We start from the raw sequence: 25,837 nt of genomic DNA, 5'->3' as shown, positions 1-25,837 counted from the left end.
CAATCAACCTTTCTGCTGCCGCGAGTCTGGCACAGCGGCGCGGTCCAGGTCGGGTTCGAGGTAGATCACCCGGGCTGCCGGGACCGCCCTGCGGACGTTGGCTTCGGCATCGTCGATGGTGGCGGCGACGGCGGCCAGATCCAGCTGCGGAGGCAGCGCGATCTTGGCGCCCACCAGCATCTCGTCGGGCCCCAGATACAGGGTGCGGATGTGGATCAGCCGGGTGACGTTACGGGTCTGCTCCAGCGCCGCGCGGATGGCCCGGTCCTCGGCGAGCGTGGCGCCCTCACCGATCAGCAGGCTGTGCATCTCGACCATCAAGAACACCGCAACGACGCCCAGCAGCACGCCGATGCCCAGCGTTGCCACGCCGTCCCACACCGGGTTGCCGGTGACCACACTCAGGCCCACACCCGTCAACGCCAGCACCAGGCCGATCAACGCCGCGGTGTCCTCCAGCAGCACCACCGGAAGCTCCGGGGTACGTGAGGTGTGCAGGAACCGCAGCCAGCTGCCCTCCCCCTTGAACGGGCGCGACTCCACCACCGCGGTGCGAAAACTGAATGTCTCCATCCCGATCGCCACCACCAGGATCACGATCGCCACCACCGGCGAACTCAACTCGACCGGGTGGTGGACCTTCTTGTAGCCCTCGTACAGCGCGAACATCGAGCCCAGGCTGAACAGCACCAGCGCCACCACGAACGACCAGAAGTAGCGGCTGCGGCCGTATCCGAACGGATGCAGCTCGTCGGGGGCCTTGGCGGCGGCGCGCTGGCCGAACAGCAGCAGCGCCTGGTTGGAGGTGTCGGCCACCGAGTGCACCGCCTCGGCGAGCATGGCGGCGCTGCCGGTGATCAGATACCCGGTGAACTTCGCGACCGCGATCCCGGCGTTGGCCAGCAGCGCCGCCAGGATCGCCCTGGTGCTGCCGGAGGTCGACACTCACAGACCTATCGTCGAGCGGAACAGCACGGCCTGTTGCTGGGCCAGCAGGCGGATCGGCCCGTCGTCGCTGGGGACCCAGGCCGACTCGCCGCGGCGCAGGATCAGGCTCCCCGACTTGGCGTGCACGGTGACCGAGCCTTCGGTGCACAGCAGGATCTGCGGACCGTCATGGTGGGCCGGAGCGTCCAGCTCATGACCGAGGTGGGCGCCGTCCAGCGTCAACCGGGACACCGCGAACTCCTCGGCCGGGGTCTGGTAGACCACCTCGGGGCCGTCGGAGTGGATCGCCGGCCGCAGCGCCTCCTCGGTGGTCGGGGTGAAGTCCAGCACCCGCAGCAACTCGGGCACGTCGACGTGCTTGGGCGTCAGGCCGCCCCGCAGCACGTTGTCCGAGTTGGCCATCACCTCCAGCCCGACCCCGTGCAAGTAGGTGTGCAGGTTGCCGGCCGGCAGGAAGATGGCCTCGCCGGGCGCCAGGCTGATCCGATTGAGCAGCAGCGCGGCCAGCACGCCGGCGTCGCCCGGATAGCGCTCACCGAGTTCGAGCACGGTCTTGGCCTCGGCTGCGAATTCGCCGGCCTCCGAATGCAGGTATTGGATGGCCCCCTCGAGTACCGCGGGAACCAGCACGTCGAGGTCGGGCTGGGGCGCGGTGATCCAGGTGGTGAACAGCGCCCGCAGCCCGTCGGCGTCGGACTGGGCATCGGCGGGATCGAGGGCGGGGCGATCGCCGGCGGTCTGGCCGCCGAGCAGGTCGATGAACGGATCGAGGTCCGAGACCGCCAGCGCCCGCAGCAACTCGACGGTGCGCGCCGCGGGCCGGAAGCCGGCCAGCGCCTCGAACGGCTGCAACGCCACCAGCAGTTCGGGTTTGTGGCTGGTGTCGCGGTAGTTGCGGATCGGCGAGGACACCGGAACCCCGAGCCGCTCCTCCCGCTCATAGCCCTCGATCGCCTGCATGGCGCTGGGGTGGGCCTGCAGCGACAACGGCTCGTCGGCGGCGAGCACTTTGACCAAAAACGGCAGCCGGTCACCGAAGCGGGCGTGGGCCACCGGCCCGAGCTGGCCCTCCCAGTCGGCGGTCAAGACCTCCAGCAGCGACACCTCGCCGTCGGGAGTCTCCAGCCAGGCCGGGTCGCCGGGGTGGGCGCCCAGCCACAGCTCGGCCTCCGGGTGCGCCGCCGGGACCGGCCGCCCGGTGAACTCGGCGATGGCGGTCCGCGATCCCCAGGCGTAGGTCCGTATCGCGCCGCGTAGTGGTTCCACTGTTCCCGTCAACCTCGTAAAAGTCGCACGTAGGCGGCGGCCATCTCCAACCGCACGGCCAGTACCGCAAGCTGTTGCTCGGCCCGGCCCGGTCCGCCCGGTGCCGGCACGGCCGCCGCACCCGGTGTGTCCTCGGCTGCCGCCGGTGCCAGCGGCACGTCCCCGGCGCCGATCAGGTCGACATCGTGCAGCCCGCTGATCCGGGCCGCCACCACCGTCCGCTCGGCCGACAGTGCCAGGGCCAGCACTCGCAGCCGCTCTGCAGCCGGCCCGTCGATCTGCTCGTCATGAAAAATATCAGCGGATCCGCCGGCGCCGTCCGCGGCCCGGGCACGCAGCGCGCTCACCGCGTCGGCCAGCCCGGTCGCCGCCACCGCGGTCCGCCCGATCCGCAGCATCATCGCCGAACCGTGCCGGGCCAGTGCCAGTGATGCCGCGCAGTCACCGGCCAGGGCGACGTCGCGGCCGACGATCCGGTCGGCCAGGATCTTCGCTGGGTTGGTGAACAGCTCGCGTCCGGCGCTGTTGCGCAGCGCCTCGGCATCCAGTTCGTCGGCCAGCGCGCCCAGGTCGATCTGCGCGGCGGGATTCTCCGGCTCCACGGCCTCCAGCACGGCAAGCCCGGCGGCCAGGTAGCGAGGCAGCCCGAATTCGTCGGGGACCCCGACCCGCGGCTCGAGCACCGCGACCCGGCCGGCCGTGGCATCGCGCAACGGGCCCTGGTAGGGCGCGGCCACCACGACCCGCGCGCCGCGGCGCACCCCGGCGGCGGCCGCGGCGACCAGCGCGGGATCTCCCGGGTCATCGCCGGCGACCACCAGCACGTCCAGCGAGCCCATCCAGGCCGGGGCCTCGCCGGCCCGCACCAGCGGTTCGCGAGCCGAATCCCCCCGGGCCGCGGCCAGCAGGCTGCCCGCCGTCGCCGCCGCGCCGCGGGTCGCCACCCAGATCAGGGTGCGCGCCGGAAAGTCCCGGATGTCGCCGCGCACGGTGTCCAGGGCGCCCTCGGCGACCGCGGCGGCGGTGGCGCGCACCTGCGCCCCGGCCATCGACGCGGCCCACAGCGCCCCGTCGCGGTCAGCGGCCAGCAACGCCTCGGCGTCGTCGAGATCGACGGTCGTCGGGAAGGACCCGGGGAACGCGTTCACGGCCGTGACTTCTCGGCTGCGGTGACGGCCTCGACCTGTTCGGTGACCTGGGCCACCACCGCATCGACCGCGGCGGAATCGGGGGCCTCCACGTTGAGCCGCAGCAGCGGTTCGGTGTTGGAGCTGCGCAGGTTGAACCAGCTGCCGCCGCCCAGGTCGACGGTCACCCCGTCGAGATGGTCGACGGACGCCTGCTCGCCGAACGACGCGACCACGGCATCCGCATAGGCCTGCGCGTCGACGCCGTCGGCCAGGGTGTAGTTGATCTCGCCGGAGGCCGCGTAACGCTGGTAGTCGGCGGTCAGCTCCGACAGCGGCCGCTGCTGCTCGCCGAGCGCGGCCAGCACGTGCAGCGCTGCCAGCATCCCCGAGTCGGCCCCCCAGAAGTCCCGGAAGTAGTAGTGCGCCGAGTGTTCCCCGCCGAAGATGGCGCCGGTCTCGGCCATCATCGCCTTGATATAGGAGTGTCCGACCCGTGACCGCAGCGGCGTGCCGCCGCGCTCGGCCACCAGTTCGGCCACCGCGCGGGAGGTGATCAGGTTGTGGATCACCGTCGCGCCGGGTTCGCGGGCCAGTTCCCGCGCGGCGACCAGGCCGGTCACCGCCGACGGCGAAACCGGCTCGCCGCGCTCATCGACCACGAAGCACCGGTCGGCGTCGCCGTCGAAGGCCAGCCCGATATCGGCGCCGCTGTCGCGGACGAACGCCTGCAGGTCGACCAGGTTGGCCGGGTCCAGCGGATTGGCCTCGTGGTTGGGGAAGGTCCCGTCGAGCTCGAAGTACAGCGGCAGCAACGTGATCGCCGGCAGCGAACCGAACACCGCCGGAGCGGTGTGTCCGGCCATGCCGTTGCCGGCGTCCACGGCCACCCGCAGCGGGCGCCCGCCGGAGATGTCGACCAGGGAGTGCAGGAACGCCGCGTAGTCGGCCAGCACGTCGCGGTCGGAGACGGTCCCGCGGGATCCGGCCCGGTCGGCATCGGGCGCCACCCCGGCGATCAGCTCATCGCGGATCCGGTCCAGGCCGGAGTCGGCGCCGACCGGCTTGGCGCCCGCCCGGCACAGCTTGATGCCGTTGTAGGCGGCCGGATTATGGCTGGCGGTGAACATCGCCCCCGGGCAGTCCAACGACCCGGAGGCGAAGTAGAGCTGATCGGTGGAGGCCAGCCCGATCCGGATCACGTCGAGGCCTTGGGCGATCACCCCCTCGGCGAACGCCGCCGACAGCGGGGGCGAGCTGTCCCGCATGTCGTGGCCGATCACCACCTGCCGGGCACCCTCGTTGGCCATCAGCCGGGCGAACGCGGCGCCGACCTCGGCGACCAGGGATTCATCGATCTCCGAACCGACCAGACCACGTACGTCGTACGCCTTGATCACACGGTGGACAGCCGCAGCGGGCCGAGACATGGACAGGGCTCCTGACGAAGTGGACTCTTGACGCTCAAGCGTAGCCCGGAACGTCCGATCAGTCCGAAGGGTCCGGCAACACGCGCAGGTGGCCGCGACGCCTGCCGTTGCTCTTGCCCGGCGGGCCGGGCGGCGCCAGTACGCCGCCGCCGGGCGCGCCCCGCGAGCCGGTATCCGCCGGGCCGGCCTGCGGATACCACCCGTTGGCCGGCGCGGCTTGGCCGGACCGGCCCTCGCGCACCGCTTCGGCGAGCGCGATCAGGTCGTCCTCCTCGGGGGACACCCACGGGCCGGGGTGGCGGACCAGTTCCCAGCCGCGCGGGGCGGTGATCCGGCCGGCGTGGCTGAAACACAGGTCCCACGAATGCGGCTCGGCGGCGGTCGCCAGCGGGCCCACCACGGCGGTGGAGTCCGAGTAGACGAACGTCAACGTCGCCACCGCATAGTGCGGACACCCTGGCCGGCAGCAGCGGCGGGGAACCTTCACGCGGTCGAGGCTATCGTGGCGGCGCATCCCCGTGGCGCCGGACACGCGCAACGCGCGGCGACCCTATGCGCAACCGTTACCATCTTCTTTCGTGATCGCCACGCGTCGTCCATGGCGCGGCCGCGAACCCCGCGGACCGCTGCTGCCGCCGACGGTGCCCGGCTGGCGCACCCGGGCCGAACGGTTCGACATGGCGGTGCTGGAGGCCTACGAGCCCATCGAGCAACGCTGGAAACAACGGCTGGCGGCGCTCGACGTCGCCGTCGACGAGATTCCCCGGATCGCCGCCAAGGATCCCGACAGTGTGCAGTGGCCCCCGGAGGTGGTCGCCGATGGGCCGATTCCGCTGGCTCGCTTGATACCTGCCGGGGTGGATGTCCGGGGTAACCCGACACGGGCGCGAATACTGTTGTTCCGCAAGCCGATCGAGCAACGCGCGAATGACAGCGTGGAACTCGGGGATTTATTGCACGAGATCCTGGTGGCTCAGGTCGCCACCTACTTGGATGTCGAGCCCACCGTCATCGATCCGACGATCGAGGACTAGCGGCCGACGGCGGTGTGCGGCGCGCTCAGATGATGCCGCGCTTGAGGCGACGGCGCTCCCGCTCGGACAGGCCGCCCCAGATGCCGAATCGCTCATCGTGCGCCAGCGCGTATTCCAGGCACTCGCTGCGCACCGAGCACCGCTGGCAGATCTTCTTGGCCTCGCGGGTGGAGCCGCCCTTCTCCGGGAAGAAGGCCTCCGGGTCGGTCTGCGCGCACAGCGCGCGGTCCTGCCACTGCTCATTGGTGGCCGAGGCCGGGTCGAACGGGTCGAACTCGTCGTAGTCGTCGAGCTCCGGGACCAGGCTCAGGTGTGGCCGGCTGGGCGCCGGGTCGGCCTCGGCTGGTGCCATGAATCCGGTATTGGCATGCGGTGTCGCTCCCATTACGCCCCAAAGGTGCTCATAGGACATGCTCCGCTCCTCACCTGGTTGCGCGATTCTGATGTGTCGCCCGTATTGCGATGCTCTGCATCCCAATTCGAACATGTGATCGAATCTCGGTCTGCGACACCGAAATCGGCTGGCCAACCGCGAAATGACACTGATGTGATTAGACACGGGATGACTGGTCCGGTCAAGCCGAATGGCGAAATTCCTTACCATCTCGTGACCGATTTCGGACGTGTCCGAGACCGGCGAGTCCGTGTCATCTAGCCCACACCCCCGTTTCGGCGTGTCTTACCGGGGCCGGCCGGGCGGCCCGCTGTGGCGGTCCGCCACACCGGTCGCGGCCACGTCAACGGTACTGTCGTGCGCTGTGAAGGTCACGGTTCTCGTCGGCGGGGTCGGCGGCGCGAAGTTCCTGCTCGGCGTGCAGAAGTTGCTGGGCCTGGGCCGGTTCGGCGAGGCCGACGCTACGGCACACGAGTTGACCGCCGTCGTCAACGTCGGCGATGACGCCTGGATGCACGGGGTGCGCATCTGCCCGGACTTGGACACCTGTATGTACACGCTGGGCGGCGGGGTGGACCCCGAGCGCGGCTGGGGTCACCGCGACGAGACCTGGCACGCGATGGAGGAGTTGGCCCGCTACGGGATGCAACCGGACTGGTTCGGTCTCGGCGACCGTGACCTCGCCACCCATCTGGTGCGCACCCAGGCGCTGCGCGGCGGCTACCCGCTGACGGAGGTGACCGCGGCGCTGTGCGACCGCTGGCAGCCCGGCGCGAGGCTGCTGCCAGTCACCGACGACAGCTGTGAAACCCATGTCGTGATCACCGATCCCGCCGACGACACCCAGCGTGCGATCCACTTCCAGGAGTGGTGGGTGCGCTACCGCGCCGAGGTGCCCACGCACGGATTCGGCTTCGTGGGCGCCGAGAAGGCCAACGCGACACCGCAAGTCCTCGAGGCCATCGCCGACGCCGACATCGTGCTGCTGGCGCCGTCGAATCCGGTGGTGAGCATCGGCGCCATCCTGGCCATTCCCGGCATCCGGGCAGCGCTGCGGTCCACCCCGGCGCCGGTCGTCGGCTACTCGCCGATCATCGCCGGAAAACCGTTGCGCGGCATGGCCGACACCTGCCTGAGCGTGATCGGTCTGGAGTCCAGCTCACACGCCGTGGGTCAGCATTACGGGTCGCGCAGCGGGACCGGGATCCTCGACTACTGGCTGGTGCACGAGGGCGAAGCCACCGCCGACGAGCCGGCCGGTATCACCGTGCGCAGCGCCCCGCTGCTGATGACCGATCCGGCGGCGACGGCCGAGATGGTGCGCGCCGGGCTGGATGTCGCGGGCGTGTCACCGTGACGGGTCGCGGCGAACACGGCAGTGCCGCCAAGGTTCAGATCCTGCCGGTCACCGGCTTGGGCGAGTTCCGGCCGGGTGACGATCTGGCGGGTGCGCTGGCGCAGGCCGCGCCGTGGCTGGCCGACGGCGACATCGTGGTCGTCACCAGCAAAGTGGTGTCCAAGTGCGAGGGCCGGATCGTGCCGGCGCCCCACGACCCCGAGGCGCGTGACGCGCTGCGCCGGCAACTGGTCGAGGCCGAGGCGGTGCGCGTGCTGGCCCGCAAGGGCCGCACCTGGATCACCGAGAATCGGCTCGGGCTGGTGCAGGCCGCCGCCGGCGTGGACGGCTCCAACGTCGGCTCCGACGAACTCGCGCTGCTGCCGGTCGATCCCGACGGCAGCGCCGCGACGTTGCGCGCCCGGCTGGCCGAGCGGCTCGGCGTCGACGTCGCGGTGCTGATCACCGACACGATGGGTCGTGCCTGGCGCCATGGGCAGATCGACGTCGCGATCGGGGCGTCCGGCCTGACCGTGCTCAACGGCTACGCCGGCGCCGTCGACCGGCACGGCAACGAGCTCGTCGTCACCGAGGTTGCCGTCGCCGACGAGCTCGCCGCCGCCGCCGACCTGGTCAAGGGCAAGCTCACCGACGTCCCGGTGGCGGTGGTGCGCGGTGTCGTCAGTCCCGACGACGGATCCACCGCGGCCGCGCTGGTGCGCTCCGGGCCCGAGGACCTGTTCTGGCTCGGCACCGCCGAGGCCATCGAGGCCGGACGCCGGCAAGCCCAGCTGCTGCGCCGCTCGGTGCGCGCGTTCTCCGCCGAGCCGGTGCCGGCCGAGACGATCACCGACGCCATCGCCGAGGCGCTGACCGCCCCGGCGCCCCACCACACCCGGCCGACGCGGTTCGTCTGGCTGCAGAGCCCGGGTGTGCGGACCCGGCTGCTCGACGCCATGGCCGACAAGTGGCGCGCCGACCTGGCCGGCGACGGCAAATCCCCCGAGGCCGTCGAGGCCCGGGTCGCGCGCGGCCGGATCCTCTACGAGGCACCTGAAGTCGTCATCCCGGTGATGGTTCCCGACGGGGCGCATGACTACCCCGACGCGGCCCGCACCGCCGCCGAACACACCATGTTCACCGTCGCGGTCGGTGCCGCGGTTCAGGCGCTGCTGGTGGCGCTGGCGGTGCGCGGTGTCGGCAGTTGCTGGATCGGGTCCACCATCTTCACACCGGATCTGGTACGGGCCGAACTGGATCTGCCGGCGGACTGGGAACCGTTGGGCGCCATCGCTATCGGGTATGCCGCCGAGCCGCCCGAACCCCGGTCGCCGGCCGCCGTCGATGACCTGCTGGTACGCCGGTGAGCACGCACGACTCCGCCGTCGAGGCGCTGATCGGGTGGGCCGCACCGGATTTCGCGCAGGACGCACTGCGCCACGCGGTGCTGGCGTTCCTGACAGCCCGGCCCGATGCGTGCGCGCGCGAATGCGTGCCCGGCCACATCACCGCTTCTGCGCTGGTGCTCGACCACACCGGTGAACACGCGCTGCTGACGCTGCATCCGCGGGTCGGCCGCTGGGTGCAACTCGGCGGGCACTGCGAGGACTCCGACGCCGATATCGTCGCCGCGGCAATGCGTGAAGCCACCGAGGAATCCGGCATCGCCGGGCTGCGGCTGGAGCCGCAGCTGGCGGCCGTGCATGTGCACCCGGTGACCTGCTCACTGGGGATCCCCACCCGGCATCTGGACCTGCAGTTCGTGGCGCACGCGCCGGCCGGGGCGCAGATCGGGATCAGTGACGAGTCGGTCGACCTGCGCTGGTGGCCGGTCGACGCGCTGCCGCCGGATGCCGACGACGCGCTGCGGTATCTGGTGGGGCGGGCCGTCGCCACCACCCGCATCGGTTGACACCGAGCGCAGCGTCAGCGGGGAGACCGGGCTCAGATGTCGCTGGAGTAGCGGATCCCGCAATCCGGGATCGAGACCCCCGGCCACACCCGTGCGCCGCGCAGCAATTCGCAGCGCGCCCCGATGTCGGCGCCGTCGCCGATCACCCCGTCGCGGATCAGCGCGCGCGGCCCGATCCGGGCGCCGAACCCGATGATCGAGCGTTCGATCACGCTGCCCGCTTCGACTTTCACACCGTCGAAGATCACCGCGCCGTCCAGCCGGGCGCCGGGGCCGATCTCGGCGCCGCGCCCGACGACCGTGCCGCCGATCAGCACCGCGCCCGGCGCCACTGCGGCGCCGTCGTGCACCAGCGACTCGCCGCGCCGGCCGCCCAGCGCCGGTGACGGCGCGATCCCGCGCACCAGATCCGCCGAGCCGCGCACGAAGTCCTCGGGGGTGCCCATGTCGCGCCAGTAGCTGGTGTCGACGTAGCCGCAGACCTTGACCCCGTCCGAGAGCAGCGCCGGGAACACCTCGCGCTCCACCGAGACCGCCCGGCCGCGCGGAATGCGGTCGATGACGTTGCGCGACAACACATAGCAGCCGGCGTTGATCTGGTCGGTCGGCGGGTCCTCGGTCTTCTCCAGGAACGCGGTGACGCGGCCGTCGTCAGTGGGCACGCACCCGAACGCGCGCGGGTCACCGACCCGCACCAGATGCAGGGTGGCCTCGGCCTGATGCTCACGGTGGTAGGCGTACAGCTCGGCCAGGTCCGCCCCGGAGAGCACGTCGCCGTTGAACACCATCGCGGTGTCGTGGCGCAGTTTGGGCGCGACGTTGGCGATACCGCCGCCGGTGCCCAGCGGCTCGTCCTCGGTCACATAGTCGATCTGCAGGCCCAGCGCGGACCCGTCACCGAATTCCTGCGCGAACACCGCCGGCTTGTAGGAGGTGCTGAGGATGACGTGCTCGATGCCGGCTGCGGCGATCCGCGACAGCAGGTGCGTCACGAAAGGCAGACCGGCGGTCGGCAGCATCGGTTTGGGCGCCGACAGCGTCAGCGGCCGCAGCCGGGTGCCCTTGCCGCCGACCAGCACGACCGCGTCGACTTGGCTGAGTGTCACGGGCGTCCCCTCGTCAGTTTGCGGCGAGCGTTGCGCACCGCCAGGTGTGAGCGCACCGCCAGCGCCCCCCGCATGGTCGCGCGCAGCGGCGCCCGCCACCACCCGGTGTGCCGGTCGGCCAGATAGGTGTAGGTGCTGCGGTGGTGCGCCGCCAGGTTGGCCGCCGGGTCCTTGCCGGTGGCGTGGCCGTTCTGGTGCAGCACTTCGGCGGCCGGGACATAGACGTTGAGCCAGCCGGCCCGGCCCAGCCGGTCTCCTAGGTCCACGTCTTCCATGTAGAGGAAGTAGCGCTCGTCGAAGCCGCCGATCGCGTCGAAGGCGGTGCGGCGCACCAGCAGGCAGGCGCCCGACAGCCACCCCACCGGGCGCTCGCTGGGTTCCAGGCGTTCCTGCCGGTAGGCCCGCGACCAGGGGTTGTTCCGCCACAGCGGACCCACCACGGCGTGCATACCGCCGCGGATCAGGCTCGGCAGCTGCCGCGCCGAGGGGTAGACCGAGCCGTCGGGCTCGCGGATCAGTGGACCCAGCGTGGCCGCGTCCGGCCAGCGGGCGGCCGCCTCCAGCAGCGCGTCGATGCTGCCGGGCCCCCACTGCACGTCCGGATTGGCCACGATGAAGAATTCACCGCACTCGTCGTTGCCGCCGAGCTTGGACACCGCCCGGTTGACCGCTCCGCCATAACCCAGATTCGCCCCGGTGACCAGCAGTTCCACGTTGGGATAGCGCTGCACGGCTTCCTGCGGCGCACCGTCGGTCGACCCGTTGTCGGCCATCACCACCTGCACCGGACGGTCGGTTGCCAACGACAAGGACGCCAGGAAGCGGTCCAGATGCCATCCCGGCGAATAGGTCACCGTCACCACCGGCAGGGCCTCACTCACGGCGTAGAGGTTAGCTGGCCACCGCGGCGGCCAACGCATCGCGCCATGGGCGCAGCGGCGCCAGGCCGGCCCGGGCCGAGTCGACCCCCGACAACGCGGAGTAGGCCGGCCGGGTCGCCGGGCGGGGGTTGGCGGTGCTGCTGACCGGACGCACCCGGTCGGGGTCGGCGCCGAGCGCGGTGAACACCGCGCGGGCCTGTTCGTAGCGGCTCACCGCGCCGGCATTGGCGGCGTGCAGCAGTCGCGCGGCCGGCCACGCCTCGGCCAGCCGCAGTAGCGCGTCGGCCAGGTCGCCGACGTAGGTCGGTGAGCCGATCTGGTCGTCGACCACCTCCACCGTCTCGCCGGCCTCGGCGCGGGCCCGCATCACCGCGACGAAGTCCGACCCGCCGGCGGCGCCGGTGTAGACCCAGGCGGTGCGCACCACCAGGGCATCCGGCGACCCCGCCAGCACCGCGTTCTCGCCGGCCAGTTTGGTGTCGCCGTAGACGGACAGCGGCCGGGTCGGATCGCCCGGCTCGTACGGGCGCGGCGGGGCGCCGCCGAAGTCGCCGTCGAAGACGTAGTCGGTGGAGATGTGGATCAACCGGGCGCCGGCCCGCGCGCAGGCGGCGGCCAGGTGGCCCGGCCCAGCCGCGTTGACGGCGCGGGCGCCCTCAGGGTCGGTCTCGGCGGCGTCGACGGCGGTGTAGGCCGCACAGTTGACCAGCAGGTCACCGGCGCGCAGGTCAACGGCGTCGACGGCGCCGGGATCGGTGATGTCGCACTGCGCCGAGGACAGTGCCAGCACGTCTCGGCCCGCCTCGGCGGCGCGCCCGGTCAGGAACCGGCCGAGCTGGCCGCGGGCCCCGGTGATGACGATCCGCTGCGTCACTGTCATTAACCGCCACTCCTCCTCATCGCTCCGCAGGCTCCACTCTGCATCGTCGTCGCGGTGCCGAGTCTGGCACGCCGACCGCGGCTACCGCCGATACGGCTGTGACGCAAGTAGTCTGATGTGATGCCTGCGCAACGTGTGATACGTGTGATCGCAACCGTGGCAGCCGTTGTCATCCTGCTGGGAACCGGGGTGGCCTGGAGCCAGGTCCGGTCTTTCGAGGACGGCATCTTCCACGTCGCATCGCTGGCGCTGGGCCAAGGCGGATCCGACGGCGCGGTCGACATCCTGCTGGTCGGGATGGACAGCCGCACCGACGCCCACGGCAACCCGCTGACACCCGAGGAACTGGCGGAGCTGCGGGTCGGCGACGACGACGCCACCAACACCGACACCATCATCTTGGTCCGCATACCCAACAACGGGAAGTCGGCCACCGCGATCTCGATCCCCCGTGACTCCTACGTGGCGGCGCCCGGGCTGGACAAGACCAAGATCAACGGCGTCTACGGCGCCACCCGGCTGGAGACCGCCGACGCGCTGGTCGAAACCGGGATGGACCCGGTCCAGGCCCAGGCCCGCGGCACCCAGGCCGGCCGGGAGGCGCTGATCCAGACCGTGGCCGAGCTGACCGGGGTCACCGTCGACCACTACGCCGAGATCGGTCTACTGGGCTTCTCGCTGATCACCGACGCGCTCGGCGGCGTCGACGTCTGCCTGCGGGAGCCCGTCTACGAAGAACTCTCCGGCGCGGATTTCCCGGCCGGCTGGCAGCGGCTCGGCGGCGCCCAGGCGCTGAGCTTCGTGCGGCAACGCCACGAGCTGCCGCACGGCGACCTGGACCGGGTGCGCCGCCAGCAGGCGGTGATGGCGTCGCTGGCCCACAAGGTCATCTCCGGCAAGACGTTGTCGAGCCCGGCCACGCTGTCGCGGCTGCAGGCGGCGGTGCAGCGCTCAGTGGTGCTGTCGGAGGGCTGGGACGTGCTGGATTTCGTCACCAAGCTGCAGGATCTGGCGGGCGGCAAGGTCGCGTTCGCCACCATCCCGGTGCTCGAGGAATCCGGCTGGAGCGACGACGGCATGCAGAGTGTGGTGCGGGTCGATCCGGGCCAGGTGGCCGACTGGGTCGACGGGCTGCTGCATGACCAGGACGAGGGCAAGACCGAGCAGCTGGCATACGAACCGGAGCACACCACCGCCAGCGTCTACAACGACACCGACATCAACGGCTTGGCCGCCGCAGTCTCGGGAGTGCTGCGGGCCAAGGGATTCGGCACCGGCGCGGTCGGCAACAACGAGGCCGCCCGGGTGCCCGCCAGCCAGGTGCAGGCCGCCAACACCGACGACCCCGGCGCGCAGGCGGTGGCCAAGGACCTCGGCGGGTTGCCGGTGGTGTCCAACGAGTCGGTGCCCGCCGGCGCGGTGCGTGTCGTGCTGGCCGACGACTACACCGGACCGGGCTCGGGCCTGGGCGGCGGGGGCTACGCCGAGGTGGCCGGCATCTCCGGCGTGCAAGACGGCGGCGTGAGCGAAATCCCGCCCGCGTCACCGATTCTGACCGCGGGTTCCGGTGACCCGCAATGCGTGAACTAACGTCGCTGAGGTGACCAACCTCAGCTCGGCGATCCTTGATCCGATCATGCGCGCCGATCCGGTGGGGCCACGGATCACCTACTACGACGACGCCACCGGGGAACGCATCGAGTTGTCGGCGGCCACGCTGGCGAATTGGGCCGCCAAGACCGGCAACCTGCTGCGTGACGAACTCGGCGCCGGTCCGGGCGCCCGGGTGGCGGTATTGCTGCCGGCGCACTGGCAGACCGCGGCGGTGATGTTCGGGGTGTGGTGGATCGGCGCCGAGGTGCTGCTCGAATCCGGCGGCGACGCCGATATCGCCCTGTGCACCGCGGAGCGACTCGACGAGGCCGACGCGGCGGTGGCCGGCACCGGCGGGGAGGTGGTGGTGGCGTCGCTGGACCCGTTCGGCCGGCCGGCCGCGGATCTGCCGGTGGGTCTCACCGACTATGCGACGGCGGTACGCGTGCACGGCGACCACCTCGACCCCGAGCGCTCCCCCGGCGCCGCGCTGGCCGGATCGTCCGCCGACGAGGTGCTGGCGCTGTGTGAGAAATCCGCGGCCGCAACCGGTCTGACGTCCGCCGATCGGGTGTGGTCGGCCAACGGCTGGCAGACGCCGGCCCGGCTGATCGACAACATGCTGGCGGTCTTCGCCGTGGGCGCCTCGCTGGTGCAGGTCGGCAATCCGGACCCGGACCGCCAAGCGCGTCGCCGGGAAACCGAGAAGGTGACCCGGGTCCTGGCCTGACCCGGCGGCAGGCCCGATCCGGCGGCCTGGCATTCATGCATAAATGCTTATATGATGATGCTCCTGCCGGCGAGAACCACCGGCGAGAACCAGGATCTAAAAGGGGATTACTCATGGCGGTGCAGGGACTGCTGGCGAAAGCGGCCACGACGGTGTTCACCGGGCTGGTCGGGGTGAGCGCCTATGAGGTGGTGCGCAGGGCGCTGGAGAAAGCGCCGCTGCACGAAGCCGCGGTGACCGCCACCGAGTGGAGCCTGCGCGGCACCCGGCGCGCCGAAGAGGTCGCCGAGTCGGCACGGCTGAAGGTGGCCGACGTGGTCGCCGAGGCACGCGAACGCCTCGGCGAGGAGGCCACCCCGCCGGCGGTGGCCGTCGCGCACGACCACGACCATTGATCGCGGCGACGTGAGCGCCGCCAACAGCGCAGAGCTGATCGTCGTCTCCGACGCTGCCGGCCGGATGCGGGTGCGCACCCCCTGGGTCCGCGGCGACTCGCGGCGCGCGGTGGCAGTCGAGGAGACGGCCGGCCGGGTCAACGGGGTGCGCACGGTGCACGCCTACCCGCGCACCGGCTCGGTGGTGGTCTGGTACTCCCCGCAGCGCTGCGACACCGACGCGATCCTGGCCGCGATCCGCGATGCGGCCGACGTCGCGGCGGACCTGATCCCGGCCCGCACGCCGCGCTCGGCCGATATCCGCAACACCGATGTGCTGCGCATGGTGATCGGCGGCACCGCGCTGGCGATGCTGGGCCTGCGCCGCTACGTGTTCGCCCGGCCACCGCTGCTGGGACCGAGCGGCCAACTGGTCGCCACCGGCGCGACGGTCTTCATGGGCTATCCGTTCCTGCGCGGCGCGCTGCGCTCGATCCGATCCGGGCGGGCCGGCACCGATGCGCTGGTGACGGCCGCGACCATCGCCAGCCTGGTACTGCGTGAGAACGTGGTGGCGCTCACCGTGCTGTGGCTGCTCAACATCGGCGAGTACCTGCAGGACCTGACGCTGCGCCGTACCCGGCGCGCGATCTCGGATCTGCTGCGCGGCAGTCAGGACACCGCCTGGGTGCGGCTACCCGACGGAGCCGAGGTGCAGGTACCGATCGATACGGTGCAACTCGGCGACGAGGTGATCGTCCACGACCACGTCGCGATCCCGGTCGACGGCGAGGTCATCGACGGCGAGGCCATCGTCGACCAGTCGGCGATCATCGGCGAGACCCTGCCGGTCAGCGTGATCGCCGGGACGGCGGTGCACGCCGGCTCGGTGGTGGTGCGCGGCCGGGTGGTGGTGCGCGCCACCGCGGTCGGCAGCCAGACCGTGATCGGCCGGATCATCAGCCGCGTCGAGGAGGCCCAGCACGACCGCGCCCCGATCCAGACCGTCGGCGAGAACTTCTCCCGCCGTTTCGTGCCGGCGTCGTTCATCCTGTCGGCGTTCACCCTGCTGGTGACCGGCGACGTCCGCCGCGCGATGACGATGCTGCTGATTGCCTGCCCGTGCGCGGTCGGGCTGGCCACGCCGACGGCGATCAGCGCGGCGATCGGCAACGGTGCCCGGCGCGGGATCCTGATCAAGGGCGGCTCGCACCTCGAGCAGGCCGGCCGGGTCGACGCCATCGTGTTCGACAAGACCGGGACACTCACGGTGGGCCGCCCTGTGGTAACGAATATCGTTGCCATTCACAAGGATTGGGAGCCCGAGCAGGTACTCGCCTACGCCGCCAGCTCGGAGCTGCACTCGCGGCATCCGCTGGCCGAGGCGGTGATCCGCTCCACCGAGGAGCGGCACATTGTGATCCCGCCGCACGAGGAGTGTGAAGTCCTGGTGGGGCTGGGCATTCGCACCTGGGCCGACGGGCGCACCCTGCTGCTGGGCAGCCCGAATCTGCTGCGCGCCGAGAAGGTCCGCATTTCGAAGAAGGCGGCGGGCTGGGTCACCAAGTTGCGCGCCCAGGCCGAGACACCGTTGCTGCTGGCCGTCGACGGCACCCTGGTCGGGCTGATCAGCCTGCGCGACGAGGTGCGCCCGGAGGCGCACGAGGTGCTCGAGCAGTTGCGCGCCAAGGGTATTCGTCGCGTCGTGATGCTCACCGGCGACCATCCGGAGACCGCCGCGGCGGTGGCCGCCGAACTCGGCATCGCAGAATGGCGCGCCGAGGTGCTGCCGGAGGACAAGCTGCAGGTGGTTCGCGACCTGCAGGACGAGGGCTACGTCGTCGGCATGATCGGTGACGGCGTCAACGACGCGCCGGCCCTGGCCGCCGCCGACATCGGCATCGCGATGGGGCTGGCCGGCACCGATGTGGCGGTGGAGACCGCCGACGTCGCGCTGGCCAACGACGACCTGCGGCGGTTGCTGGACGTCCGAGACCTGGGCAGCCGGGCGGTCGAGGTGATCCGGCAGAACTACGGCATGTCGATCGCGGTCAACGCCGCCGGCCTGCTGATCGGCGCCGGCGGAGCGCTGTCACCGGTGCTGGCGGCGATCCTGCACAACGCCTCGTCGGTGGCGGTGGTCGCCAACAGTTCGCGGCTGATCCGCTACAAGCTGGATCGCGAACCGATGGCATCGGACCCCGCGGAGGCGTAATCTGTCCCCGTCCCGACTGTTCCTGTCGAGCAACACCACCAGCTCCAGGACAGTCGGGACTTTGTTCAGCAGCCGCAACCCTCGCCACGCCAGGACCGGAAACCCTGCCAGACCGACACCGCCGCCACCGCCAGCCCGATCAGCGGGTCCAGCCACCATCCGCCCGTCCACTGCGCGGTCAGCGTCAGCCCCACCAGCACCGCGGCGGCCTGAATCGCGCACAGATAGTTCTGTACGCCTTCCCCGACGGTGGCCGCCGAGCCCAGCCGGGTGCCGAGCCGTCGCTGCGCGCGGCCCAGTACCGGCATCACCAGCACCGCCACCGAGGTGAGCGCGATCCCGATCAGGCTGCTCTCGGCGCGGTGGTCGCCGAACAGGTGGCGGACCGACTCGGCGGCAATGTAGGGGGCGTTGATCCAGAACGACACCGCCACCCCGATCTGGGCGCGCCGCTCGGCGGTCTCCGAAAGCGTCCGGGCGCCGGTGAAGCGCCAGATCACGATGGCCCCGGCCAGCGCCTCGGGAATGGCCCCCAGCGCCCAGCCGGTCAGCGCGATCGAGCCGGCCGCCAGGCCCTGCCAGATCCCCACCACGCCTTCCACCCCGACGACCAGCAGGCTGACCCAGGCCAGCCGCCGGGCCCAGCGTGCGGCGCGATGCCAGCCCGCGTCGAACACCGGGCGGATGACGGTGCGGTGTCCGCGGTGATCGTGACGGTGGCCGGTGTCCACGTCGCTCGGACCGATCACGGCCGCATCGGGGCCCACGACGCGACTGTCCACGCCAAAATGCTACCGCCCATGTCGGGCCCGGGCCCGCCGCCGGGCCGCTCAACCTGCAGGATCCGGCGTGAAACGGCTCTCAGCGTTCGGCGTCGACCTTGACCACCCGATCATTGCCGCGGTCGGCGACGTAGACGTTGCCGTGCTTGTCCACCGCGACGTCCAACGGGGCGTTGAGGCCGGTGAACGGCAACACCACCGGGATCGCGGCCCCGGCCGCCAGCTTCACGACCTTGTTGCGGTTGTGCTCGGTGACATAGACGTTGCCGCCGTCGTCGACCGCGATACCCCGCGGTGAGACGATCCCGGCGAACGGCAACACCACCTGCTCGTTGGAGACCGCCACCAGCTTGAGCACCCGGTTGTTGCCGGTGTCGGTGACGTAGACGTTGCCGGCCGAGTCCACCGCCACCCCGTCGGGCTTGTTGAGACCGACGAACGGCAGCGCGGTCTGGGTGTTCGTGCCGGATTCGAGCCGCAGCACCAGATCGCTGCCACGGTCGGCGACGTAGACGTTGCCGTCGGAGTCCACCGCCACCCCGTCGGGATCGTCCAGGCCGGCGAACGGCAGCACGGTGTGGGAGTCGTCGTCGGCGGCCAGCTTGACGACCCGGCTGGCATCGGAGAAATAGACGTTGCCGATGTCGTCGACCACCAGGCCGCGCGGCTGGTACTGGTCGCTGAACGGCAGCACCGTCGAGGAGTCCGAGCCGGCCGCCAGCTTCACCACCCGCCCGTGGATGCCCTCGCTGCTGACATAGACGTTGCCCTCGGCGTCCAGCGCCACCCCGCCGGGCGAGAGCCGATAGTCGAGGTCGGTGAACGGCAGCACGTCCTGCGGGGGCGCCGCCACCGGCGTCGCCGATGACGGCCGGCTCACCAGCTGGCCCACGGCGGTGGCGAGGGCGACCGCGGCCAGCACCGCACCGGCCACCAGCACCGGTTTGCGCGGCAGCCGGCGGCGACGCGACGCGGTCGGCATCGGCGGGGTCTCGGCGGCCGGGTCGGTCTGCAGCAGCGGGGACACCGGGAACGGTCCGCCCCAGCCGCCGAACCCGGTGTCGGGGCGGGCGTCGGGCCTGGTTTCGGGTTCCAGGCCGCCGGGCAGGTGCAGCGCCGGCTCGCCTCGCCGCAGGATCCTGCTCACCTGATGGCGTTCGGGCTCGGTCAGCGCCTGGTAGGCGGCGGCGGCCAGCTCCCCGGCGCTGCTGTAGCGGTCCTCGGGTTTGCGGGCCATGCCGCGGGCCAGCACGTCGTCGATGGCGGCGGGAACGCGTCCCGGGCGCGCCCTGCTGGGGCGAGGGGCGGCGGCCGTCCGGCGTTCCTGCAGCGCGGCGTCGACGGTGTCGGCGGTGAACGCGGGCACTCCGCTCAGGCACTCGGCCAGCACGGCGGCCAGTGCGTAGATATCGGCGAGGTGGGTGACCTGCTCGCCGGTCAGCCGTTCGGGCGCCATATAGGCCACCGAGCCGGTCGCCGGGTCGACGGGCTTCCCGGGGTCGGCGATCGCCGCGGCCACCCCGAAGTCCATCAGGTAGGCCAGGTCGTCGTCGGTGACCAGGATGTTGGCGGGTTTGACATCGCGGTGGACGACGTCGGCGTTGTGGGCGGCGTCCAGCGCCGCGGCGATCTGCCGCACCACGGCCACCGCCCGCGGCGGGCTCAACGGGCCGCCGTCGGCCAACACGGTGGCCAGGTCGGTGCCTTCGACCAGGTCGGTCTCCACGTACAGCAGATCGTCGATCTCGCCGTAGGCCCGGATCGACACCACGTGCGGTTCGGTCAACTGACCGGCGGCTTCGGCCTCGTCTTCCAGCCGATTGCGGAACGCCTCGTCGCCGGAGAACGATTCGGAGATCAGCTTCAGCGCCACCATTTCGTCGGTGCGGGTGTCCTCGGCCCGGTAGACCTCACCCACGATGCCGTGGCCCAGCAGGTCGCCGAGCTGGTAGGGGCCGAACCGTGACCCGGCCCGCGAACCGGGCTCGGTGTTGTTCACCGACGACACTCCTTTCGACCGCAGCGCACCACCGTGCCGCGAATCCGCGGCGAAAGACCGGCTATCAGCCTAGTGGGTGCCGACCCGCCAACCGGTCAGGAGACGGCGTTCACCGCGGCCAGCACCTTGGCCGCGAAGGCTTCCGGCAACGGGATCGACCCGTACTGGTCCAGGCCGTCCTGTCCGGGACCGACCGCGGCCTGCAGGAACGCCCTGACCGCTGTTGCGGTGGCGGCGTCGGCGTACTTCGAGCAGACGATCTGATAGGTCGCCGACACGATCGGGTAGGCGCCCGGCGTGCTCGGCTTGTACAGCGACGACATGTCCAGCACGAGGTCGTTGCCGTGACCGGAGCCCGCCGCGAATTTCGCGCCGGCGATCGTCTTGCCGACCGACTCGGCGGAGATGGACACCGGCCGGTCGCCGGCGGTGGCAATGATCTGGGCCATGGGCAACTGCTTTCCCGCCGCGAACGACCACTCGCTGTAGCTGATGGAGCCGTCGGTGTTCTGCAGCGCCGCCGACGTGCCGTTGTTGCCGACGGCGCCCTCGCCGACGCCGCCGTTGAACGTCTCGCCGTCGGCGGCGTACCAGGCGCCGTCCGAGGCGCTCTCGAGATAGCGCTGGAAGTTGGCCGTGAGCCCGGACTTGTCGCTGCGGTACACCACGTGGATGGGTGTCGACGGCAGCGCCACACCCGCATTGAGCGCCTTGATGGCGGGGTTGTCCCAGGTGCCGATCGTGCCGTTGAAGATCCTCGCCACGGTCGGGCCGTCGAGGTTGAGCGCGCCGACTCCGCTGATGTGGAAGGTGACCGCGATCGGGCCGAACACCGTCGGCAGGTGCCATGCCGGTGATCCGCACCGCTCCGCGGCCCGTTCCGGCTGCCCTTTGGCCGGATCCAGCGCCACATCGGTGCCGGCGAAGTCGGTCTCGGCGGCGAGGAAGTCGTCGACCCCGGCACTCGAGCCGTTGGCGGTGTAGTTCAGCGTCTGTCCCGGGCAGGCCCGGCTGTAGGCGTAGCCGAACTGTGCGATCGCGTTCTGCTGGGCAACCGAACCGGCGGCATGCAGGTCCTGCTTGCCGCCGCAATCCACCGTCGACTCCGGCCCGGCCGGCGGGCCCGCCTCCTCAGCGGAGCCACCGCACGCCGAAACGGCAAGTGCGCCAACAGCGAGCAGGGTCGGCAACACAGACCATCGGCCGGATTTCACAGCACCGAACCTTACCCCGACTCAAGCGGATCGGGCATCGGCATACGCCCGGGATCCGGGCACTGTGCCTATCGTGTTCATGGTGTTGCTCATCATCGCCGGACGTCGGCTCGCCGGGCCGTCCGGCCGGCATCGGAGAGGGCTGAGCAGATGACCGACGATTCGGGACCGAGACCACTGGACGGATTCCGCGTGCTGGACTTCACCCAGAACGTGGCCGGGCCGCTGGCCGGCCAGGTACTGGCCGACCTGGGCGCCGAGGTCATCAAGGTGGAGGCGCCGGGCGGCGAGGCCAGCCGGCAGATCACCTCGGTGCTGCCGGGTCGTCCGCCGCTGGCCGTCTACTTTCTGCCCAACAACCGCGGCAAGAAGTCGGTGACCGCCGATCTGCGGGCCGACGGGCCCAAACAGCAGATCCTGTCGTTGGTCGACACCGCCGACGTCGTGCTGGAGGCGTTCCGGCCCGGCGTGATGGAACGGCTGGGGCTGGGGCCCGACGAATTGCGGACGCGAAACCCGAAGCTGGTCTACGCGCGGTTGTCGGCCTACGGCGGCAACGGCCCCAACGGCGACCGGCCGGGGGTCGACCTGATGGTGGCGGCCGAGGCCGGGATGACCTCGGGCATGCGCACCCCGGACGGCAAACCACAGATCATCCCGTTCCAGCTGGTCGACAACGCCAGCGGGCACGTGCTGGCCCAGGCGGTGCTGGCTGCGTTGCTCAACCGCGAGCGGCACGGGGTCGCCGACGTCGTGGAAGTGGCGATGTACGACGTGGCGGTGGCCCTGCAGGCCAATCAGCTCACCGTGCACCTGAACCGGCCGGCGGCCGCTGCCGCCGGCCCCGCGGGCGGGCAGCCGGCCAAGCGCCGAAAGGGCGTCGGCTTCGCCACCCAGCCGTCGGACGCCTTCGCCACCGCTGACGGCCACGTCGTCATCAGCGCCTACACCCCCAAGCACTGGGACATCCTGTGCCGCACCATCGGCCGGCCCGACCTGGTCGAGGATCCGCGATTCGCCGATCAGCGCTCCCGGTCGATCAACTACGCCGAGCTCACCGACGAGCTGGAGACCACGCTGGCCTCGGCGACATCGGCCGAATGGGTGGCTCGGTTGCAGCGCAACGGCCTGATGGCGTGCCTGGCCAACACCTGGAAGCAGGTCGTCAACACCGCGCTGTTCGCCGAGAACCGGCTGGCGCTGCGAATCGGCGACGGCGACGACGCGGTCACCGTAGTGCGAACCCCGGCCCGCTACGGCTCGTTCGAGGCGGTGGCCACCGGCGCTCCGCCGTCACCCGGCCAGCACAACGCGGATCTGTTGGGCGAGAAACCGCCGGGCTGAGCCGGCGCATCGGGGCCGGGTCAGACGAATTGCCAGGCCGCCCGGGCGATCGCCAGTTCCTCGTTGGTGGGAACCACCAGCACAGTGCTGCGCGAGTGCTCGGCGGAGATGATCCGCGCACCGTTGCCGCCGCGATTGCGCTGCGGGTCGACGACGATGCCCAGGCCGTCCAGGCCGGCCAGTGCGTCCTCGCGCACCGCGGCGACGTTCTCCCCCACTCCCGCGGTGAAGGCGATCGCGTCGACGCGGCCCAGCACCACCAGGTAGGCGCCGATGTACTTGCGCAGCCGGTGGATGTAGACGTCGTAGGCCAGCTTCGCGGCCGGCGAACCGTGTGAAACCTGGTGTAGCAGTTCGCGGAAATCGTTGACCCCGCACAGTCCCTGCAGCCCGGAGCGGCGGTTGAGCAACTCATCGAGCTTGTCGACGCCCAGGCCGGCGGTGCGGTTGAGATGAAACAGCACGCCGGGATCGATGTCGCCGCAGCGGGTTCCCATCACCAGCCCCTCGAGCGGCGTCAGACCCATCGAGGTCTCGACGGCCACCCCGCCCCGCACCGCCGACGCCGACGCACCGTTGCCCAGGTGCAACACGATGGTGTTCACCTCGGCGGGCTCGCGGCCCAGCAACAGCGCGGCCTCACCGGAGACGTACTCGTGCGAGGTGCCGTGGAACCCGTACCGGCGGATGCCGTACTGGCTTGCCACCTCGCGCTCTATCGCATAGGTGGCGGCGGCCGCCGGCAGGGAGTGGAAGAAGCCGGTGTCGAACACCGCCACGTGCGGTACGTCCGGGAAGTCGGCGCGCGCCACCTCGATGCCGATCGCGTTGGGCGGGTTGTGCAGCGGCGCCAACTCGGCGAGCCGCTTGATCTCTGCCACCACCGCGTCAGTGATCAGGGTCGGTGCGTGAAATTTGGTGCCGCCGTGCACCACCCGGTGGCCTACCGCTCGAACCTCACCGAGGTCCACCCCGGAATCGGCCAGCCGTTGATGGATCAGCCGCAGCCCGGCGGCGTGGTCGGTGACCGCCGAGTCCGGCTCACCGATCTGCTCCACCAGCCCGGACACCACCGCGGTGCCGGCCACCGGGTCGATCAGCCGGAACTTGATCGACGACGAGCCGGAGTTGAGCACCAGCACCAGCCCGGCCGACACCGTGCTCACCGGGCCGCCTCCTGCGCCTGGATCGCGGTGATCGCCACCGTGTAGACGATGTCGTCGACCAGCGCGCCACGCGAGAGGTCGTTGACCGGTTTGGCCAGGCCTTGCAGCACCGGCCCGATCGCCACCGCGCCGGCGCTGCGCTGCACCGCCTTGTAGGTGTTGTTGCCGGTGTTGAGGTCGGGGAAGACCAGCACGGTGGCCCGTCCGGCCACCGCCGAATCCGGTAGTTTGGCCGCGGCCACTCCCGCATCGACCGCGGCGTCGTACTGGATCGGTCCGTCGGCGAGCAGATCGGGGCGCCGCTGGTGCACCAATGCCGTTGCGGCACGTACCTTGTCGACACCCGCCCCGGCCCCGGATTCACCGGTGGAATACGACAGCAGCGCCACCCGGGGTTCGATACCGAACGCCGCGGCGGTGGCCGCCGATGAGATGGCGATATCGGCGAGTTGCTCGACGGTCGGATCGGGCACCACCGCACAGTCGCCGTAGGCCAGCACCCGGTCCGACAGGCACATCAGGAACACACTGGACACCGTCGACACCCCCGGCGCGGTCCGGATGATCTCGAACGCCGGCCGGATGGTGTGGGCGGTGGTGTGCGCCGCACCGGACACCATGCCGTCGGCGATACCGAGTTGCACCATCATGGTGCCGAAATAGGAGATGTCGCGCATGATCTCGCGGGCGCGGTCCTCGGTCATGCCCTTGTGGGCGCGCAGCTGGGTGTATTCCGCACCGAACGAATCCAGCAGCCCGCTGCTGGCCGGGTCGACCACCTGCGCCGCAGCCAGGTCGACGCCGAGTTCGGCGCCGCGCCGGCGCACCACATCCTCCACCCCGAGCAGCGTCAGGTCCACGATGCCGCGCGACAGCAACCGGCCGGCGGCCAACAGGATCCGGTCATCGGTGGCCTCCGGCAGCACGATGTGGCGGCGGTCGGCCCGGGCCCGTTCCAGCAGCCGGTACTCGAACATCTGCGGGGTCACCACCGTCGACGCCGGGACCCGGATCCGTTCGGCCAGTTCGGCGCCATCGACGTGGTCGGCCATTACCTGCAGTGCGGTGTCGATCTTGCGCAGCGAATCGACGGTGATCCGGGACCTGGTGTGCGACACCTGCTCGGCGGTGTCATAGGTGCGGTGGCCGGTGGCGATCAGCGGCAGCGTGGGGCGCAGCCCCTTGACCAGCTTGTCGATGGCCGGGTGCGGCAGCAGTCCGCCGTTGAGAATGATCCCGGCCAGCGACGGAAAGCCCTGTGCATCATGGGCGTTCACCAACGCCAGCAGTACGTCGGAACGATCGGCCGGCACGATCACCACCTGGCCCTCGGTGAGCCGGTCCAGGATGTTCTCGGCGGTCATGCCGCCGACCATGACGCTCAGCGCCTCCCGGCGCAGCAGCTCCGGGTCACCGCTGTAGACGGTGCCGTCGAGCGCCGCGCAGAGCTCGGCCATCGTCGGCGCCGATAGCAGCGCCACCTCCGGAACGGCGAACGCCGGGAGGTCGGCGGCGGCCGGCTGACCCGAGATCGCCTCGGTGATCTCTGGCAACCGGTCGGGGTCGCAGCGGTTGGCGATCACCGCCGCCGGGCGCGCATGTACGGCCGTCGCCTCGGCCAGGCAGCGCGCGGTGATCTCCGCGATGTCTTGCGCCCCTCGGTTGTGACCGTTGATGGCCAGCACCAGCGGCGCGTCGAGGTTCACCGCGACGCGGGCGTTGAACGTCAACTCGCTCGGGTTGACCACGTCGCTGTAGTCGCTGCCGACCACCAACACCGTGTCGCAGTGGCGCGCCACCTCGTGGAACCGGGTGACGATCTCGCCCAGCGCGGCTTCCCGGTCGGCGTAGACCTGCTGGTAGGTCACGCCGCGACAGCTGCCGTGGTCGTCGATCCTGGCGGTGGCGTGCGCCAGTAGCAGCTCGAGTTGCTCATCGGGCCGCTCGAGGGAGCGGACGATCGGGCGGAACACCCCCACCCGCGCCGACGAGGCGGCCAACAGGTGCAGCAGCCCCAGCGCGATGACGGCCTTGCCGGTGCCGCCCTCGGCGGCGGCCAGGTAGATGCTCGATGCGCGGGCCGGATCGGCTTCGGTCATGGCGCCC

The 25,837-nt window shown here is 71.0% G+C and carries 23 protein-coding genes; 9 read left to right on the top strand and 14 right to left on the bottom strand.

Annotated features, from left to right (window positions below; genetic code table 11):
* Nucleotides 1–3: 3 nt before the first annotated feature.
* Genes ACAG20_RS06570 through ACAG20_RS06550 form a run of 5 tightly spaced genes read right to left on the bottom strand, consistent with a single transcriptional unit; the run spans nucleotide 4 to nucleotide 5,258 of the window.
* Nucleotides 4–945: a cation diffusion facilitator family transporter gene (locus ACAG20_RS06570; protein WP_112688821.1), complete on the bottom strand. Its 942-nt coding sequence runs from the start codon at nucleotides 943–945 to the stop codon at nucleotides 4–6.
* Nucleotides 946–2,214, bottom strand: coding sequence for a mannose-6-phosphate isomerase, class I (manA, locus tag ACAG20_RS06565; RefSeq protein WP_112688823.1), 1,269 nt, complete (start codon nucleotides 2,212–2,214; stop codon nucleotides 946–948).
* An 8-nt stretch (nucleotides 2,215–2,222) separates the two neighbouring features.
* Nucleotides 2,223–3,362 (bottom strand): TobH protein, encoded by a 1,140-nt coding sequence (locus tag ACAG20_RS06560; protein ID WP_370491997.1) that lies wholly within the window; start codon nucleotides 3,360–3,362, stop codon nucleotides 2,223–2,225.
* Nucleotides 3,359–4,771, bottom strand: coding sequence for a phosphomannomutase/phosphoglucomutase (locus ACAG20_RS06555; RefSeq protein ID WP_112689224.1), 1,413 nt, complete (start codon nucleotides 4,769–4,771; stop codon nucleotides 3,359–3,361). The genes ACAG20_RS06560 and ACAG20_RS06555 overlap by 4 nt, the downstream gene beginning before the upstream one ends.
* A 58-nt stretch (nucleotides 4,772–4,829) precedes the next feature.
* On the bottom strand, nucleotides 4,830–5,258 hold the full coding sequence (locus tag ACAG20_RS06550; protein WP_370491996.1) for a DUF3499 domain-containing protein: 429 nt from the start codon (nucleotides 5,256–5,258) through the stop codon (nucleotides 4,830–4,832).
* 91 nt (nucleotides 5,259–5,349) lie between these two features.
* Between ACAG20_RS06550 and ACAG20_RS06545 the strand changes: the two genes are divergently transcribed.
* A complete protein-coding gene (locus ACAG20_RS06545) occupies nucleotides 5,350–5,805 on the top strand; it encodes a metallopeptidase family protein (protein ID WP_013829937.1) in 456 nt (151 codons plus the stop codon).
* Nucleotides 5,806–5,830: 25 nt separating this feature from the next.
* Here ACAG20_RS06545 and ACAG20_RS06540 read toward each other — a convergent pair whose 3' ends face one another.
* Nucleotides 5,831–6,157 (bottom strand): WhiB family transcriptional regulator, encoded by a 327-nt coding sequence (locus ACAG20_RS06540; RefSeq protein WP_370492076.1) that lies wholly within the window; start codon nucleotides 6,155–6,157, stop codon nucleotides 5,831–5,833.
* A 406-nt stretch (nucleotides 6,158–6,563) separates the two neighbouring features.
* Between ACAG20_RS06540 and cofD the strand changes: the two genes are divergently transcribed.
* The 3 genes from cofD to ACAG20_RS06525 are packed head-to-tail and all read left to right on the top strand — an operon-like array spanning nucleotide 6,564 to nucleotide 9,447.
* Nucleotides 6,564–7,556 carry a 2-phospho-L-lactate transferase gene (gene cofD / locus ACAG20_RS06535; RefSeq protein ID WP_370491994.1) on the top strand — a complete coding sequence of 331 codons (993 nt, stop codon included), beginning with the start codon at nucleotides 6,564–6,566 and terminating at the stop codon, nucleotides 7,554–7,556.
* On the top strand, nucleotides 7,553–8,902 hold the full coding sequence (locus tag ACAG20_RS06530; RefSeq protein ID WP_370491993.1) for a coenzyme F420-0:L-glutamate ligase: 1,350 nt from the start codon (nucleotides 7,553–7,555) through the stop codon (nucleotides 8,900–8,902). Before cofD ends, ACAG20_RS06530 begins: the two co-directional genes overlap by 4 nt.
* Nucleotides 8,899–9,447 carry an NUDIX hydrolase gene (locus tag ACAG20_RS06525; protein WP_370491992.1) on the top strand — a complete coding sequence of 183 codons (549 nt, stop codon included), beginning with the start codon at nucleotides 8,899–8,901 and terminating at the stop codon, nucleotides 9,445–9,447. The genes ACAG20_RS06530 and ACAG20_RS06525 overlap by 4 nt, the downstream gene beginning before the upstream one ends.
* A gap of 32 nt (nucleotides 9,448–9,479) precedes the next feature.
* Here the strand turns inward: ACAG20_RS06525 and ACAG20_RS06520 are convergent, their stop codons facing one another.
* The 3 genes from ACAG20_RS06520 to rfbD are packed head-to-tail and all read right to left on the bottom strand — an operon-like array spanning nucleotide 9,480 to nucleotide 12,314.
* Entirely contained in the window at nucleotides 9,480–10,553 is a 1,074-nt protein-coding gene (locus ACAG20_RS06520) for a sugar phosphate nucleotidyltransferase (RefSeq protein WP_370491991.1), read from the bottom strand.
* A complete protein-coding gene (locus ACAG20_RS06515) occupies nucleotides 10,550–11,416 on the bottom strand; it encodes a glycosyltransferase family 2 protein (protein ID WP_370492075.1) in 867 nt (288 codons plus the stop codon). Before ACAG20_RS06515 ends, ACAG20_RS06520 begins: the two co-directional genes overlap by 4 nt.
* A gap of 28 nt (nucleotides 11,417–11,444) precedes the next feature.
* Nucleotides 11,445–12,314, bottom strand: a complete 870-nt coding sequence (gene rfbD / locus ACAG20_RS06510; RefSeq protein ID WP_370491990.1) for a dTDP-4-dehydrorhamnose reductase — start codon at nucleotides 12,312–12,314, stop codon at nucleotides 11,445–11,447.
* 120 nt (nucleotides 12,315–12,434) lie between these two features.
* Here rfbD and ACAG20_RS06505 point away from each other — a divergent pair, with 120 nt between their 5' ends.
* The 4 genes from ACAG20_RS06505 (at nucleotide 12,435) to ctpC (ending at nucleotide 17,226) form a co-directional block, all read left to right on the top strand.
* Nucleotides 12,435–13,904: an LCP family protein gene (locus ACAG20_RS06505; protein ID WP_370491989.1), complete on the top strand. Its 1,470-nt coding sequence runs from the start codon at nucleotides 12,435–12,437 to the stop codon at nucleotides 13,902–13,904.
* 10 nt (nucleotides 13,905–13,914) lie between these two features.
* Nucleotides 13,915–14,637 carry a TIGR03089 family protein gene (locus ACAG20_RS06500; protein WP_370491988.1) on the top strand — a complete coding sequence of 241 codons (723 nt, stop codon included), beginning with the start codon at nucleotides 13,915–13,917 and terminating at the stop codon, nucleotides 14,635–14,637.
* Nucleotides 14,638–14,750: 113 nt separating this feature from the next.
* The gene (locus ACAG20_RS06495; RefSeq protein ID WP_370491987.1) at nucleotides 14,751–15,032 is read left to right on the top strand and encodes a DUF1490 family protein; all 282 of its coding nucleotides are present in this window, start codon (nucleotides 14,751–14,753) and stop codon (nucleotides 15,030–15,032) included.
* Between the two features lie 64 nt (nucleotides 15,033–15,096).
* Complete coding sequence (gene ctpC, locus ACAG20_RS06490; RefSeq protein ID WP_370492073.1) at nucleotides 15,097–17,226, top strand: manganese-exporting P-type ATPase CtpC; 2,130 nt, start codon at nucleotides 15,097–15,099, stop codon at nucleotides 17,224–17,226.
* Between the two features lie 65 nt (nucleotides 17,227–17,291).
* Here ctpC and ACAG20_RS06485 read toward each other — a convergent pair whose 3' ends face one another.
* The 3 genes from ACAG20_RS06485 to pstS all read right to left on the bottom strand — a co-directional run bounded on the left by ACAG20_RS06485 (nucleotide 17,292) and on the right by pstS (nucleotide 21,221).
* Nucleotides 17,292–17,903 carry a cation transporter gene (locus ACAG20_RS06485; protein WP_112688857.1) on the bottom strand — a complete coding sequence of 204 codons (612 nt, stop codon included), beginning with the start codon at nucleotides 17,901–17,903 and terminating at the stop codon, nucleotides 17,292–17,294.
* Between the two features lie 184 nt (nucleotides 17,904–18,087).
* The gene (locus tag ACAG20_RS06480; protein ID WP_370491986.1) at nucleotides 18,088–20,007 is read right to left on the bottom strand and encodes a serine/threonine-protein kinase PknD; all 1,920 of its coding nucleotides are present in this window, start codon (nucleotides 20,005–20,007) and stop codon (nucleotides 18,088–18,090) included.
* Nucleotides 20,008–20,102: 95 nt separating this feature from the next.
* Complete coding sequence (gene pstS, locus ACAG20_RS06475; RefSeq protein WP_370491985.1) at nucleotides 20,103–21,221, bottom strand: phosphate ABC transporter substrate-binding protein PstS; 1,119 nt, start codon at nucleotides 21,219–21,221, stop codon at nucleotides 20,103–20,105.
* A gap of 150 nt (nucleotides 21,222–21,371) precedes the next feature.
* On the opposite strand from pstS, the gene ACAG20_RS06470 reads away from it, so the two are divergent.
* The gene (locus ACAG20_RS06470) at nucleotides 21,372–22,565 is read left to right on the top strand and encodes a CoA transferase (RefSeq protein ID WP_370491984.1); all 1,194 of its coding nucleotides are present in this window, start codon (nucleotides 21,372–21,374) and stop codon (nucleotides 22,563–22,565) included.
* A 20-nt stretch (nucleotides 22,566–22,585) separates the two neighbouring features.
* On the opposite strand, the gene ACAG20_RS06465 is transcribed toward ACAG20_RS06470, so the two are convergent.
* Complete coding sequence (locus tag ACAG20_RS06465) at nucleotides 22,586–23,731, bottom strand: acetate kinase (protein WP_370491983.1); 1,146 nt, start codon at nucleotides 23,729–23,731, stop codon at nucleotides 22,586–22,588.
* A complete protein-coding gene (pta, locus tag ACAG20_RS06460) occupies nucleotides 23,728–25,830 on the bottom strand; it encodes a phosphate acetyltransferase (RefSeq protein WP_370491982.1) in 2,103 nt (700 codons plus the stop codon). Before pta ends, ACAG20_RS06465 begins: the two co-directional genes overlap by 4 nt.
* Nucleotides 25,831–25,837 lie beyond the last annotated feature (7 nt).

The sequence above is a fragment of the Mycobacterium sp. pW045 genome, from assembly GCF_041287085.1.
Lineage (GTDB): Bacteria > Actinomycetota > Actinomycetes > Mycobacteriales > Mycobacteriaceae > Mycobacterium > Mycobacterium algericum_A.
Note: the sequence above shows the minus strand (reverse complement) of the source record. Positions and strands in the feature narration are given on the sequence as shown.

What these genes read in the sequence shown, in the direction of transcription:
- pta (WP_370491982.1), bottom strand. Translation starts at nt 25,830, where the DNA reads ATGACCGAAGCCGATCCGGCCCGCGCATCGAGCATCTACCTGGCCGCC.
- ACAG20_RS06505 (WP_370491989.1), top strand. Translation starts at nt 12,435, where the DNA reads ATGCCTGCGCAACGTGTGATACGTGTGATCGCAACCGTGGCAGCCGTT.
- rfbD (WP_370491990.1), bottom strand. Translation starts at nt 12,314, where the DNA reads ATGACAGTGACGCAGCGGATCGTCATCACCGGGGCCCGCGGCCAGCTC.
- ACAG20_RS06555 (WP_112689224.1), bottom strand. Translation starts at nt 4,771, where the DNA reads ATGTCTCGGCCCGCTGCGGCTGTCCACCGTGTGATCAAGGCGTACGAC.
- ACAG20_RS06540 (WP_370492076.1), bottom strand. Translation starts at nt 6,157, where the DNA reads ATGGCACCAGCCGAGGCCGACCCGGCGCCCAGCCGGCCACACCTGAGC.
- ACAG20_RS06495 (WP_370491987.1), top strand. Translation starts at nt 14,751, where the DNA reads ATGGCGGTGCAGGGACTGCTGGCGAAAGCGGCCACGACGGTGTTCACC.
- ctpC (WP_370492073.1), top strand. Translation starts at nt 15,097, where the DNA reads ATGCGGGTGCGCACCCCCTGGGTCCGCGGCGACTCGCGGCGCGCGGTG.
- ACAG20_RS06470 (WP_370491984.1), top strand. Translation starts at nt 21,372, where the DNA reads ATGACCGACGATTCGGGACCGAGACCACTGGACGGATTCCGCGTGCTG.